General features: G+C 71.4%; 13 protein-coding genes and 1 tRNA gene. 10 read left to right on the plus strand and 4 right to left on the minus strand.

What is annotated here, in order from left to right; all coding sequences use genetic code 11:
- Positions 1 to 339 precede the first annotated feature (339 nt).
- The 3 genes from ACH34S_RS35160 to ACH34S_RS35170 all read left to right on the plus strand — a co-directional run bounded on the left by ACH34S_RS35160 (position 340) and on the right by ACH34S_RS35170 (position 1,345).
- Positions 340 to 663: a hypothetical protein gene (locus tag ACH34S_RS35160; protein ID WP_395957198.1), complete on the plus strand. Its 324-nt coding sequence runs from the start codon at positions 340 to 342 to the stop codon at positions 661 to 663.
- A gap of 122 nt (positions 664 to 785) precedes the next feature.
- Positions 786 to 1,064, plus strand: coding sequence for a WhiB family transcriptional regulator (locus ACH34S_RS35165; RefSeq protein WP_395957199.1), 279 nt, complete (start codon positions 786 to 788; stop codon positions 1,062 to 1,064).
- Entirely contained in the window at positions 1,064 to 1,345 is a 282-nt protein-coding gene (locus ACH34S_RS35170) for a hypothetical protein (protein WP_395957200.1), read from the plus strand. The genes ACH34S_RS35165 and ACH34S_RS35170 overlap by 1 nt, the downstream gene beginning before the upstream one ends.
- 208 nt (positions 1,346 to 1,553) lie before the next feature.
- On the opposite strand, the gene ACH34S_RS35175 is transcribed toward ACH34S_RS35170, so the two are convergent.
- Positions 1,554 to 2,885 (minus strand): ABC1 kinase family protein, encoded by a 1,332-nt coding sequence (locus tag ACH34S_RS35175; protein ID WP_395957201.1) that lies wholly within the window; start codon positions 2,883 to 2,885, stop codon positions 1,554 to 1,556.
- 408 nt (positions 2,886 to 3,293) lie between these two features.
- Here ACH34S_RS35175 and ACH34S_RS35180 point away from each other — a divergent pair, with 408 nt between their 5' ends.
- Both ACH34S_RS35180 and ACH34S_RS35185 read left to right on the plus strand, forming a co-directional pair.
- Entirely contained in the window at positions 3,294 to 3,824 is a 531-nt protein-coding gene (locus ACH34S_RS35180) for a M48 family metallopeptidase (protein WP_395957202.1), read from the plus strand.
- Entirely contained in the window at positions 3,821 to 4,525 is a 705-nt protein-coding gene (locus ACH34S_RS35185) for a hypothetical protein (protein WP_395957203.1), read from the plus strand. The genes ACH34S_RS35180 and ACH34S_RS35185 overlap by 4 nt, the downstream gene beginning before the upstream one ends.
- Here ACH34S_RS35185 and ACH34S_RS35190 read toward each other — a convergent pair.
- Together ACH34S_RS35190 and ACH34S_RS35195 are read right to left on the minus strand one after the other, a co-directional pair.
- On the minus strand, positions 4,507 to 5,070 hold the full coding sequence (locus ACH34S_RS35190; protein WP_395957204.1) for an NUDIX hydrolase: 564 nt from the start codon (positions 5,068 to 5,070) through the stop codon (positions 4,507 to 4,509). The genes ACH34S_RS35185 and ACH34S_RS35190 overlap by 19 nt on opposite strands.
- Before the next feature lie 187 nt (positions 5,071 to 5,257).
- On the minus strand, positions 5,258 to 6,658 hold the full coding sequence (locus ACH34S_RS35195) for a zinc-dependent metalloprotease (RefSeq protein WP_395957205.1): 1,401 nt from the start codon (positions 6,656 to 6,658) through the stop codon (positions 5,258 to 5,260).
- Between the two features lie 89 nt (positions 6,659 to 6,747).
- On the opposite strand from ACH34S_RS35195, the gene ACH34S_RS35200 reads away from it, so the two are divergent.
- Complete coding sequence (locus ACH34S_RS35200) at positions 6,748 to 7,830, plus strand: NAD-dependent epimerase/dehydratase family protein (RefSeq protein ID WP_395957206.1); 1,083 nt, start codon at positions 6,748 to 6,750, stop codon at positions 7,828 to 7,830.
- A gap of 41 nt (positions 7,831 to 7,871) precedes the next feature.
- On the opposite strand, the gene ACH34S_RS35205 is transcribed toward ACH34S_RS35200, so the two are convergent.
- Positions 7,872 to 10,820: a UPF0182 family protein gene (locus ACH34S_RS35205; protein ID WP_395957207.1), complete on the minus strand. Its 2,949-nt coding sequence runs from the start codon at positions 10,818 to 10,820 to the stop codon at positions 7,872 to 7,874.
- 109 nt (positions 10,821 to 10,929) lie between these two features.
- Between ACH34S_RS35205 and ACH34S_RS35210 the strand changes: the two genes are divergently transcribed.
- The 4 genes from ACH34S_RS35210 to ACH34S_RS35225 all read left to right on the plus strand — a co-directional run bounded on the left by ACH34S_RS35210 (position 10,930) and on the right by ACH34S_RS35225 (position 13,118).
- A complete protein-coding gene (locus tag ACH34S_RS35210) occupies positions 10,930 to 11,478 on the plus strand; it encodes a PPA1309 family protein (protein WP_395957208.1) in 549 nt (182 codons plus the stop codon).
- Positions 11,479 to 11,488: 10 nt separating this feature from the next.
- Positions 11,489 to 11,920 carry a molybdenum cofactor biosynthesis protein MoaE gene (locus ACH34S_RS35215; RefSeq protein WP_395957209.1) on the plus strand — a complete coding sequence of 144 codons (432 nt, stop codon included), beginning with the start codon at positions 11,489 to 11,491 and terminating at the stop codon, positions 11,918 to 11,920.
- A gap of 27 nt (positions 11,921 to 11,947) precedes the next feature.
- On the plus strand, positions 11,948 to 12,994 hold the full coding sequence (locus tag ACH34S_RS35220) for a PDZ domain-containing protein (protein WP_395957210.1): 1,047 nt from the start codon (positions 11,948 to 11,950) through the stop codon (positions 12,992 to 12,994).
- Between the two features lie 50 nt (positions 12,995 to 13,044).
- A tRNA-Met gene (locus ACH34S_RS35225) sits at positions 13,045 to 13,118 on the plus strand.
- Positions 13,119 to 13,232 lie beyond the last annotated feature (114 nt).

Consider the following 13,232-nt stretch of genomic DNA (forward strand, 5'->3'; position numbering starts at 1 on the left):
TGGGCCCCGCCGCCATGGCCCGCCCGGCGACGGCCCGGCCCGGCGCGGGCTGTGACGGCGCAGGCGGCCGGATCCGGCCCGGCGCGCTGCGGTGCCGGCGACCCCCGCCCAGGTAGAATGATCATCTGCTAGGGGCTCCCGAGAGTCCGCGACGCTCGCCAGGCGCCGCAGGTTCCCCGGGAAAAGGGTGAAGTCACCCACAAAACCGCAGGTCAAAAATACCTTGCTTGATTCTGCGAAACCCCCGTACGCTCGATCGCGAGCAATCAACCGGCCCGCCGGTGCGGATCACGATCCGCCGGTGCGGCCCGAGGAGCCAGGAAGGTGGTGTGCAGTCCGGTGAGCAACACGTTGAGCAAATCCGCGTCGTCCTGGACCGCCGCCTGCTCTGGAGCCTCGATCAGTGGCGCTTCGGCCGCCTATGCGGACGCGCTCGGTGCGCGCCCGCGCGACCTGCGACCGCGTGACCTGCGCGGCCCCAATCAGCGTGATCTGCGCGAACTGAGCGATCTGCGCGTCGACCAGCGATTCCAGGACCAGGGACGCAGTGTCTTCGACCACCTTCTCGAGGACATGACCGTCCAGGCTCCGGCCACGGCCCACGTGGGCGTCACCATCACGGGTGACCTGTCGGGTCCGTACCCCTGGAGGCAACCGGTTTAGCACCACACCGGCAAGCCCCCAGGCCGCGGATCCAGACACCGGATCCGCGGCCTTCTTCTTTGTCCAGGACAACCCACCGACACACCCGTTGAGATCCAACGAGAGGAACAAGGGTGACTGTGATGCAGGGGGCACTCGCAGTAAGCGAGGAGGACCTCACTCTTCCGTGCCGGACCGACCCGGAGCTGTTCTTCGCCGAGGCTCCCGCCGACGTCGAGCTCGCCAAGGCCCTGTGCCTTGAGTGCCCGCTCCTGAAGGAGTGCCTCGCCGGGGCGCTCGAGCGCAAGGAGCCCTGGGGCGTCTGGGGCGGCGAGCTGTTCGTCCGCGGTGTGATCGTGCCGCGCAAGCGGCCGCGTGGCCGCCCGCGCAAGCACCCGCGGCCCGACGAAGTGACCGTCTGATGCCGGTTCCGCCGGCTCCCGTCGACCCCGGAGGCGCGGCCCCCGCACAGGGACCGCGCCTCCGGGCCGCCGGAGCGAACCCGTCCGTCCGAACCCGCGACCTGTCCGGCCAACCCGGTGAACTGCCCGGCGAGCTGGCCGTCCGCGTGCGTGCGCTGAGGCGTGCGCGCCGCGACGCGCAGACGAGGGCTTCGCGCGTGCGGCGCGTCCTGCTCGCGCCGTCCGCCGGCACCGTGCACGCCGACACGTACACGCAGACCACGAAACCGCATTGGAACTGAAACCGCCGACCTTCTAGGGGCCGCCCGCATCGGTAGCAGGCCGCCGTCCGCCCTTCTTGGATGGTTTGGCGGACGAGCGCCTCCCGGCGGGCGCCTGGAGCGCGTCCCGGTGGCCCACTCACCGGACGCGCGAAAGCGGGGCCCCGCGCATCTCATCAATGCGCGGGGCCCCGCTAAGCCTTTTCCGCCCTTCCGCCGGCTCCTTCGCTCAGCCGGAGATGAGCTCGCCGTCCTCGTCGTCGGCGAAGCCCGGGACCCACTTCAGCGACTCGGCGCGGGCCGGGATCTCGCAGTCCAGCTGGCACAGCACGCCGGTGCCCGCCGACAGCACCCGGTGGATGATCACGTACTCGGGCGGCAGGTTGAGCTGCCGGACCACGTTGCCCGGACGCAGATCCGTCACCCGCGCGGCCATGTCGCGCAGCCATTCGCGGTTGAACGCGAACGTCTCGGTGACGAACGGCTCGGTGATCGGCGCGAGGAACCCCTGCAGCGCCTCGGTGTCGATCTCCACGCCCTCGCGGATGAAGTCCTCGCGGCGCAGCGCCTCCTCGATCTCGCCGATGTCGGCCATCGTGCCGATCCGCAGCAGCAGGCCGAGCCGCCGCTGGAAGCCGCCGGGGATGCGGTCGACGGCGCCGAAGTCGAGGACGCCGAGCCGCCCGTCCTCCAGCAGCCGGAAGTTGCCGGGATGCGGGTCGCCGTGCAGCATCCCGCACCGCTTCGGCCCGGAGAGCAGGAAGCGGCAGTACAGCAGGGCGGCGTGGTTCCGCGTCTCCTGATCGCCATCGCTGATGATCTTCGAGAGGAGGGTGCCGTCCATCCACTCGCTGATCAGGATGTCGCCGTTCTGCGCGATGACCTCGGGAACGTAGAAGTCGGGGTCGTTGTCGTAGGCGTCCCGGAAGATCGTCTGGGACTCGGCCTCGATCGTGTAGTCGAGCTCCTCGGCCACCCGCTCCTTCAGCTCCGCGAGCATCGACTTGACGTCCAGCCCCGGCATCAGCACGCCGAACAGCCGGCCGAGCCGCGCGAGTTGGTTGAAGTCGCTGATCAGCGCCTTCCCGGCGCCCGGGTACTGCACCTTGACCGCGACCGGGCGGCCGTCGTGCCAGACGGCGCGATGCACCTGCCCGATGGACGCCGCCGCGGCCGGCTGGTCGTCGAACGACTCGAAGTAGTCGCGCCAGTCGTCCCCGAGGAACTCGGCGAGCACCTTGTGGACGGTCGCCGCGGGCAGCGGGGGAGCGGCCTCCTGCAGCTTGGTCAGCGTGGCGCGGTAGGGCCCGGCGATCTCCGGCGGCAGCGCCGCCTCGAAGATCGACAGCATCTGGCCGAGCTTCATCGCCCCGCCCTTGAGCTCGCCGAGCACCTTGAACAGCTGCTCGGCGGTCCGCGTCTGGATCTCCAGCGCCACGGTCTCGGCCGGGCGGCCGAACGTCCGCTTCCCCACCCCGAGCGCGGTGCGTCCCGCGAAGCCGATGGGGAGGGACGCCAGCTTTGCTGACCGCGTCACCGCGCGGCGGGGAAGATCGCTCACGCCGACCATTGTCGGTGATCGGCCCTCGGTCACGCCATAACCATCCGCAAGTATCGCCGGAGTCAAGCTCGGCGGACCGATCTGACCTGCGACGATGCGGTAAGTGTGCGCTTTCTCACGCCCCGGCGGGCCGGCGCGCAGCCCGCGATCGGGGACCTGCGCGGCGGTTCCGTGACCGGATGGCGGCCTGCCGCGGCCTGGAACCGTCCAAGGGCATGCCGGAAGGGCGCGCGGCCCGGCGGGAAGGGCGCGTCCCGCGGTTCACCCGCAACTGAACGCCCTCCAAAAACATGGCCTCTGACCTGCGAGGACTTCAAACACCCCCTTTGGGGCGCGCAAATTTTCGAGTACGGTTCAGGCGTGCCCCCTAACGTTGAGGTCCGTCGTAGCGCGAGGCGCCGGCGAACCGTGTCCGCCTACCGCGACGGCGACAAGGTGGTGGTGATGGTTCCGTCCAGGCTGAGCAAGGCCGAAGAGGAACAGTGGATCGCGACCATCCTTGAGCGGCTCGAAGAGAGGGAACGCCGCCGTCGCCCGAGCGACGCAGACCTTCAGTCGCGGGCCAGGGAGCTCTCCCGCCGCTACCTGGACGGCCGCGCCGACCCCGTCAGCGTCCGCTGGGTCGCGAACCAGCGCACCCGCTGGGGCTCGTGCACCCCCGACGACGGAACGATCCGGCTCTCCACCCGCCTGCGGGGCATGCCGGGATGGGTCGTCGACTACGTCCTCGTCCACGAGCTGGCGCACCTCCTCATCCCGGGGCACGGCGCCGACTTCTGGGAGCTGGTCGGCAACTACCCGAAGGCCGACCGGGCCCGCGGCTACCTGGAGGGCGTCGCCGCCGCCGCGCACCTGCCCCTTGAGGCCGACGCGCCGGACGACGAGACCGCCGACGACGGTGTCCACGGCGACGACTTCCCGCACGAGGTCGCCGGGTGACCGACCCGCCCGACCCGTCCGACCGGCCCGGCCGCACGGGTGCTTCGGCACGGTTCGCCGCGGTGCTGTCCCGGCCCGGCCGCCCACCGGCCGTCCCGCCGGGCATCGATCCCCGCGAGTTCCGGCTCGCGCTGCTCGAAGACACCTACGAGGTCGTCGCCGGGCTCGAGCTGGTGACCTCCGCGCTCGTCCTCGACCCGCCCGACCAGCCCGACGCCGAGGCCGTGACCTGGCCCGGGACGCCGATCATCCGGGAACCGACGCTCGCGAGCGCGTTCGCGGCGCTGCACGCGCTCGGCGCCGGCGCCGCCGCGCTCGTCGCGCCGGACGCCCCCGACCTGCCCCCGCTGCTGATCGGCAAGCTGTTCCGCGCCCTCGGCCACGCCCCGGCCGCCGCCTGCGCCGCCCAGCCGGACGACCGGGGCGGCCCGCACGACCAGGGCGCCCGCGGCGGGCTCGTCGCGCTCGCCGCCCGGCTGCCGCTGCCCGGCTGGCTCGCGGCCGTCCTCGACGACGTCGACCTCGACACGCCGGACGCGCTGGCCCGGCTGCGCGCCGCCGCGCCGCGTCCCGGGCTCGTCCCGCAGGGGCCCGGCTGGCACCGCCTCCGCACCGCCGGTGACCTGCGGTTCCTCGACCCGGGCCTGGAGGGCTGGGAGAACACCCGCGCCCTCCTCGAAGGTCATCCGCTGAGCTCCTGACAGCGCGCCACGAGCCGCCGGACGGCGTCGTCGGTGAGCTCGGGCAGGCCGTCCACCGGGAACCAGGCGAGGTCGTCGGACTCCTCGCTCACCGTGTGCCGCGCGTGCGCCGGTGCGATCGCCGCGTACTGGACGTCCAGATGCCACGTCCCGCCCGGATGGCAGCGGACCGCGTGCCGGTCGAGCTGGACGGGCCCCGGCAGCAGCCGCAAACCGCCGATGCCCGACTCCTCCGTCGCCTCCCGCAGCGCCACGCCCGCGAGCGTGGCGTCGCCCGGCTCGCAGTGCCCGCCGAGCTGGAACCACTGCTTGAACTTCGCGTGCAGGGTCAGCAGGACGCGGCCACGGGACGCGTCGAGAACGGCGGTGCTGGCGGTGATGTGCCCCGCCGCGCAGTCCCGCCACATCCCGTCCGCCGGGTGCTGCTCCAGATGGCGCAGGAAACCGAGCCGGACGTCCTCCTGCCCGGCGTCGGGCGCCGCCCACGACGACAGCACCCGCACGGCGTCCTGATACAGGGCGCCCGGTGGATCGCCTTGCGTCACGTGCGTCCCACGCGCGGGTAACGGGAGTTGACGGGATGGCGCCGCCGGCGCTCCTGGTCGACGGGCCGTTGCCAGCACAGGCTCGCCCGCGCGACGCGACGCCGGATCGCGTTCGTGGACGACGCCGGCGCGTACCGGCAGCCGTTCACCCGTGACACCGGCGACCCGTGTGACTCACGCGACAGGCTCATGCGCGAGACCCGCCGTCGTCCGGGCCCTCGCCCGGCCCGCCGTCATCGTCCCCGCCGTCCGGCTTCTCGTCGGGCTTCTTCGCCTCGTCCTCGTCCGGCGCCTTGGTGAGCCTGGAGAGGTCCAGGTCGGACAGGCCCTCGATCTCGTCGCGGCCGTGGACGAACCCCTCCGGGTCGTCGAGATCGTCGGACGTGGGGAGCAGGTCGGGGTGGTCCCAGATCGCGTCGCGGCCTTGCGTGCCGCGCACTTCGGTGAGCGTCCGCCACAGCGCGGCCGCCTCGCGCAGCCGCCGCGGCCGCAGCTCCAGGCCGACGAGCGTCGCGAACGTCCGCTCCGCGGGTCCGCCGGTCGCGCGGCGGCGCCGGACCGCCTCGGCCAGCTTCACCGAACCGGGCAGCCGCCCTTCCGCCGCCTCGTTGACGACCGTGTCGACCCAGCCCTCGACCAGCGCGAGCGTCGTCTCCAGCCGGGCGAGCGCCGCCTTCTGCCGCGGCGTCTCCTCCGGCTGGAGCTGCAGCTCGCCGCCGAGCGCCTCCTGGATCGCCTCCGGGTTGGACAGATCGAGGCCCTGGACGGCCTGCTCGATGCCCGAAAGATCGACCGTGATGCCCCGCGCGTACTCCTCGACCGCGCCCAGCAGATGCGAGCGAAGCCACGGGACGTGCGCGAAGAGCCGCTGGTGGGCGGCCTCCCGGAGCGCCAGATACAGCCGGACCTCGTCGCCGGAGACCTCCAGGCCCGACCCGAACGCCTCGACGCCCGCGGGCAGCAGCGCGCCGACGCCGTCCGGCGCGAGCGGCAGGCCCACGTCGGAGGAGCCGGTCACCTCGCGAGCCAGCGCGCCGAGCGCCTGCCCCGCCTGGCCGCCGACCATCGCGCCCGCCATCTGCTTGACCATCCCGATCAGCGGGCCGGCCATCGCCTGCATGTCGGCGGGGATGTCGCCGCCGGGGCCGCCGAGCGCCCCGCCCATCGACTCGACCATGCGCGCCGCGACCGGATCGCAGACCTTCGCCCACACCGGGAGCGTCTGCTCGATCCACTCGGACCGGCTCCACGCCTGCGGCGTGCGGATCCCCGCGGGCAGCGTCGTCTTCTCGTCGAGCCACAGGTCGGCCAGACGCAGCGCCTCCTCGACCTGGCGCCGCTCGCTGTCGACGACCGAGGGGTCGCCCTGCTCCACCACCTGGTGCCGCGCTATGTTCTTGGCCAGATCCCAGTTCAGGGGCCCGCCGGCGCCACCGCCCGCACCCTGGCCGCCGATCATGTCGGCGAACCGGTGCAGCATGTCGGCGAACTGCGCCATGTCGCCGCCCATGCCCTTGAATGGATCCTGGGGCCGGTCGTCGTCGTCGCCGTCGCCTGGACGGTTGAAGCCGAACGGAGTGTCACTCATCGGTTTGCCCCTGGGATGCATGATGGGCTCATATCCGCAACGTTAGCCGGTCCCGGCAAGGTCGCGTACACAAGGAAGGGGGCACCCCCGTGGCAACGGGCAAGGTTCGCCCTCGGCGTAGCAAGGGCCCGGTCGTCGCCGTCACCGGCGCCGCCTCCGGTGCGGGGCGGCTGCTGGCCGCCCGGCTCGCCGAACGGCAGGAGATCCGCAAGGTCGTCGCCATCGACGGGCAGCGCGGCGACGTGCCCGGGGTCACATGGCGTGTCGTCGACATCCGCGACCCGCTGCTGTCCAACCGGCTGTCGGACGTCGACGTGCTCGTCAACCTGGACGTCGAGCACTCCCCGGACGTCGACCCCCGCGACCGCCGCACCCACAACGTCCGCGGCGCCCAGACCGCCGTCACCGCGGCGGCCGCCGCCCGGGTCCGCCGGGTGGTCCTCGTCACGTCCGCGATGGTGTACGGGGCCGAGCCCGGGAACGAGGTCCCGCTGCACGAGGACGCGCCGCTGCTCGCAGAGGCCAGCACCTCCATCGCGGGGGACTACCTGGAGATGGAGGAGCTGGCAGCGACCGCGCCCGTCACCCACCCGGGACTGGACGTCACCGTCGTCCGGCCCGCCGCGCTCGCCGGGCCCGGCATCGACACCGTGATCACCCGGCACTTCGAGGCGCCCCGGCTGCTGTCGGTCAAGGGCAGCACGCCCGGCTGGCAGTTCTGCCACATCGAAGACCTGGCGTCCGCGCTGGACGTCGTCGTCACCGAGAACGTCACCGGCCCCCTCGCCGTCGGCTGCGAGGGCTGGCTCGGCCCCGACGAGGTCACCGAGATCACCGGGAAGCGGAGCTTCGAGCTGCCCGCCGCGCTCACCTTCGGGATGGCGCAGCGGCTGCACCGGCTCGGCATGACGCCCGCGCCCGCCACCGACCTGCACTACGTCGCCTACCCGTGGGTCGTCGACTGCGCCCGGCTCCGCGCCGCCGGCTGGAAGCCGCTGTACGACAACGCCGCCGCGCTGCGCGCCGTGATGGAGGAGACCGCCGGGCGGCACGCCGTCGTCGGGCGCCGCGTCGGCGGCAAGGAGGCCACGATGGCGACCGCCGCGGGCGCCACCGTCGCCGCGATCGGCGCGGCCGCCGCCATCCGCCGCGCCCGCAAACGCCGCCGCTGACCCGCCCGGCCGCCGGGCGGGCCCCGGGACCCCGCCCCGGCTCAGCTTGTGGAGGGCGTGGCGGGCGGCGACCCGGACGGGCTCGGTGAACCGGGCGGCGCCCCGGTCGGGCTGGGCGACGGGCTCGGCCGCGCCGCCGGGCCCTGGCTCGCCGACCACAGCGCCGCCTCCGCCGCCTTGAGCTTCTTCCAGGCCTCGCCCATCGCCGCGTAGTCGCCCTTCTTCTGGGCGGCCTCGAACTCCTGCAGCGCCGTCCGCAGATCGGCGCGCGCCTTCAGCAGCTCAGGGCTGAGCTGCCCGCCCGCGGGCGGCGTTCCCTCCGGTGGCGGCGTCGTGCCCGTGCCCGTGCCCGTCTCGCCGAGGATCTGCGCCAGCGCGTCCTTCAGCGTGTCCGCGGCGACGATGCTGCTGCCGTACCGGACCAGGATCTTGCCGAGGATCGGGTACGGCTGGTTCTCCTTGCCGCCCGCCGCCTTGGTGTACATCGGCTCGACGTACAGCAGGCTGCCGCCGAACGGGATCGTCAGCAGGTTGCCCGGCACGGTCTTCGTCCCGCCCTGCCGCAACGCGAACAGGGCGGCCTTCACCTTCTCGTCGGTCTCGAACGAGTTCTGCACCTGGCCCGGACCCGCCGGCTGCGCGTTGCGCGGCATCTGCAGGATCTGGATCTGCCCGTAGTCGCGTCCCGGCGTCGATCCGACCGCCATGAACGCGGCGAGTTGCGGGTTGCCGCGGGTGGTGTTGCCGCCGGGCGTGAACACCGTCGTCAGCGAGAACGACGAGGTGTCCTGGCCCGGCATCCGGAGGCTCTGGTAGTACGGCGGCTGCCGCTTCTCCTTCGCGGCAGGGTCTTCCGGCACCTCCCAGAAGCCCTCGCCGTTGTAGAACGCCCCCGGGTCCGTCACGTGGTACTGGGTGAGGATCTTCCGCTGCACCTTGAACAGGTCCTGCGGGTAGCGGAAGTGGGCCTCCAGCTCCGGCGGGATCGACGACCGCGGCTGGACGGTGTCGTCGAACACCTTCATCCACGTCTTGGTGATCGGGTCGTTCTCGTCCCACTGGTACAGGTGCACGGAGCCGTCATAGGCGTCCACCGTCGCCTTGACCGAGTTCCGCATGTAGTTGATGTGGTCGTCGGCCTGCCGCGCCACCGCCGACCGCGTGTCGGTGATGGTGTCGCGGGTCGCGTCGCCGAGGCTCATCTCCTCCGAGTACGGGTAGCTGTTGGACGTGGTGTAGCCGTCCACGATCCACAGGATCCGGCCGTTCACCACCGCCGGGTACGGGTCGCCGTCCAGCGTCAGCCAGGGCGCCGCCTTCTGCACCATCTGCCGCGGCGACCGGTCGTAGAGGATCTTCGCGTTCTTGTTGATCGCGCCGGACAGCAGGAGGTTCTTGTCCTGGAACTTCGCCGAGTACAGCAGCTTGTTCAGGAACGAGTCGATGGGGACGCCGCCGTCCCCGTCGTAGGTGTTGCTCTGCTGGCCCTTTTCGCTGTTGTCCGGATAGTTCAGCTCCTGCTGGCCCTGCCCCCCGACCACCGAGTACCTCGGCGACCGCTCCCCGAAGTAGATCTCCGGCTTCTCCACCCTGATCTTCTGGTCGGGGGAGACCGGCATGTTCTTGGTGATGAACTCGGGCACGTCGTCGGCGAACCGGTCCCCGTACGCGGACACGAATCCGTAGCCGTGCGTGTAGACCATGTGGTCCTTGACCCAGCTGCGCTGCTCCCGCGGCGCCCCGGACAGCTCCCGCAGCGCGACGATCGTGTCGATCGACCTGCCGTCCACCTGGTAGCGGTCCACGTCCAGCGTGTCGGGGAACTGGTAGAACGGCCTGATCTGCTGGAACTGCCGGAACGTCTCGCCGACCACCGCCGGGTCGAGGACGCGCACCCCGCCGAGCGTGTCGCGCTCCTCCTGCAGCTTCTTCTTGTCGGTCACCGGCTGCGACCCGTACGGGACGACCTTCGCGCCGTCCACGCCGTACGCCTGCCGGGTGAACTCGATGTTGCGCTGGATGTAGGCGCGCTCCTTGGCCAGCTCGTCCGGCTTCACCTGGAACTGCTGGATCAGCAGCGGATACACCCCGCCGAGCAGGATCGCCGACAGCACCAGCAGCGTGAACCCGACGCCCGGCAGCATCATCCCGCGCCGCAGCAGGTTGCTGAAGAACATCGCCGCGCACAGCAACGCGATGATCATGAGGATGGTCTTGGCCGGCAACAGCGCGTTGACGTCCGCATACGAGGCGCCCGTCCGGACGCCCCGCTCCGAATGCACCAAGCCGTACCGGTCGAACCAGTAGGCGACGGCCTTCAATAGGATGAACAGCCCGAACAGCACCGACAGATGGGCGCGCGCGGGCGGGGACGCCTTGTCACCGGGCCCCTGCAGCCGCAGCCCGCCGTACAGGTAGTGGACCATCACCGCGGCGAGGATCGACAGGATCACCGTTGCGAAGATCACACCGATGATGAGCCGCAGGAACGGATAGGTGAAGACGTAGAACGACACGTCCTTGTGGAACTGCGGGTCCTTCACGCCGAACTTCGTCCGGTTCAGGAACGCCAGCCACACCGGCCACTGGCCCGCCGCCGACGAGCCCGTCAGCACCCCGAGCAGCCCCAGCAGCGACCACGCGATCAGCCGCCGGCGCGGATCGATCACCGTCCGGTACCGCTCCAGGCCCTGCTGCTCCACCGACAGCGGCCGGTAGGCGGGGCGCAGCCGGTAGGCCACCGCCACGTTCGCGCCCACCACCAGCACCATCAGCAGCCCCGCCCCGAAGAACAGCGCCACCTTCGCCTTGATCTGCGTCGTGTAGACCTTCTGGAAGCCGATGGAGTCGTACCAGAGCAGGTTCGTGTACGTCGCCGTGAACACCATGAACACGATCAGGAGCACGGCCAAGGTCACCAGCGCGGGCAGCACCAGCCGCGTCCGCCCGGTACCGAGCCGGCGCCCGAAGCCGGGAGTCCGGAAGGTCACTGACCCCTCCGATCGAGATCTCGCCACCGGCGGAACCGCCGGTGCTGTAGAAGCAACTTACCGACTGGCACGGGGGTTCCCGCATGTCCATGCGGCGAAAGAGGGAAAGATGGGCCCCGTGAACCATCTGGAAGAAGTCGTACTCGACCTAGAACGTCATTCGGCCGAGAAGGGCTGGGACGCCGCGCCGAGCCTCTACGCCCTCGTCCGCAGCGGCGCGCTCCGCCAGGCCGAACCCGGGATCGCCGACCAGCTCCCCACCGATCTCGACGCCCTCGTCCCCGTCGAGCAGGACGCCCTCCCCGAACTGCACGACCTCGAAAAGGCCCTCACCGGGATCGTCTGGCCCGAGACCGTCGACGGCTGCGCCCTCGTCATCGAACGGGTCATCCTCCCCGCCGACATCGAGGCCGAGGTTCCCGCGGACCCCGCCGAAGCCGAAGCCTTCGTCGGGAACCACCCCGCACGCGAGGACGTGCGCATGGTCATCGGCGTCCTGCGCGACGGAGCCAGGCTCTCCGCCATCCGGATGCGCAGCCACGACAGCGACGACGCGGTCCTCACCGGTGCCGAACTCGTCCGCGATCTCCCCGAGGCCCTCGCCGCCACCTTCGAACCGGACGAGCCGGGCGAGCCGGGCGACGCGGCCGGCGGGTAACCTGCGGGACGTGAGCCACGACAGCGTGATCAGGCTGATCGGCGTCCGCGCCGAGCCCCTCTCCGTGGACGAGGTCCTCGCCGCCGTCACCGCACCCGGCGCCGGCGGCATCGCCGTCTTCATCGGCACCGTCCGCGATCACGATCACGCCCGGACCGTCACCGGCCTCGACTACAGCGCCCACCCCAGCGCCGAACAGCAGCTCCGCGCCGTCATGGAGAAGGTCGCCGCCGACCATCCCGTGCAGGGGCTCGCCGCCGTCCACCGCGTCGGTGACCTGCGCGTCGGCGACCTCGCCGTCATCGCCGCCGCGTCCGGCGCACACCGCGCCGAAGCGTTCGCCGCCTGCCGCCGCCTCATCGACGACCTCAAGGCGAACGTGCCGATCTGGAAACACCAGACCTTCGCCGACGGCGGCGACGAATGGGTCGGCGCGTGTTGAGCGCCCCGACCGCATAGAGTTTCGGACATGTCCCGTCGTGCCGCCACGCTCACCGCAGCGAGCGTGATAGTCATCGTGCTCGCCATCATCGGCTCCGCCATGCCGGTCCCGTACGTCGCGCTGATGCCCGGTCCGACGAGCAACACCCTCGGCACCAACGACAAGGGCCAGCCCCTCATCAAGATCGACGGCCGCCCGACCTACCCCGATTCCGGCCACCTCAACTTCACCACCGTCACCTACCGCGGCGGCCCCGGCGGCCGAATCGACCTCTTCACCGCCCTGCGCGGCTGGATCGCCGGCGACACCGCCATCGTCCCCGAAGAGACGATCTTCCCCGAGGACGAGTCGCCCAAGAAGGTCGACGAAGAGAACACCCGCCAGATGCAGGACTCCCAGCAGAGCGCCGAAGCCGCCGCCCTGCACGAGCTCGGCATCCCCGTGACCACGCGCGTCGTCGTCGACGGCATCCAGAAGGGCCGCCCCGCCGACGGCGTCCTCAAGACCGGCGACGAGATCACCAGCGTCGACGGCGCCAAGGTCACCAACGTCGCCGAGGTCACCGGCAGGATGGCCAAACACAAGATCGGCGACAGCGTCACCCTCGGCTACACCCGCGCCGGCAAGGCAGCCACCACCACCCTCAAGACCGTCGCCACCCCCAACGGAGACCGCGCCGCCGTCGGCGTCGTCATCTCCGACCAGTACAAGTTCCCGTTCAAGATCGACATCAGCGTCGGCGACATCGGCGGCCCCTCCGCCGGACTCATGTTCTCCCTCGCCATCGTCGACAAGCTCACCCCCGGATCCCTCACCCAGGGCGCCTTCATCGCCGGCACCGGCACCATCACCGCCAAAGGCGAAGTCGGCCCCATCGGCGGCATCCAGCAGAAGATGATCGCCGCCCGCAAGGCCGGCGCCACCGTCTTCCTCACCCCCAAGGACAACTGCCCCGACGCCGCCGCCTCCCGCCCCGACGGCCTCCGCCTCGTCCGCGCCGACACCCTCCACGGCACCGTCCAGGCCATCAACGCCCTCACCAGCGGCAAAGGCGACATCCCCGGCTGCGAATGACCCGTCCCGTCCCCAGCACCCCGCCCCATGCCATAGACTTGAACCATCACCGCGGGGTGGAGCAGTTCGGTAGCTCGCTGGGCTCATAACCCAGAGGTCGCAGGTTCAAATCCTGCCCCCGCTACGGATCTGGGTCCGTGTGGTCGGCGCTTTGCGCCTTCCGTGCGGACCCTTCGCCTTTTCCCGGGGGGACGACCCCCCGGAGCCCCCCGTGCCTCCGCCATCCCCCGCCCGCCCG

This window comes from Actinomadura sp. 3N508 (assembly GCF_044326375.1).
Taxonomy (GTDB): domain Bacteria; phylum Actinomycetota; class Actinomycetes; order Streptosporangiales; family Streptosporangiaceae; genus Spirillospora.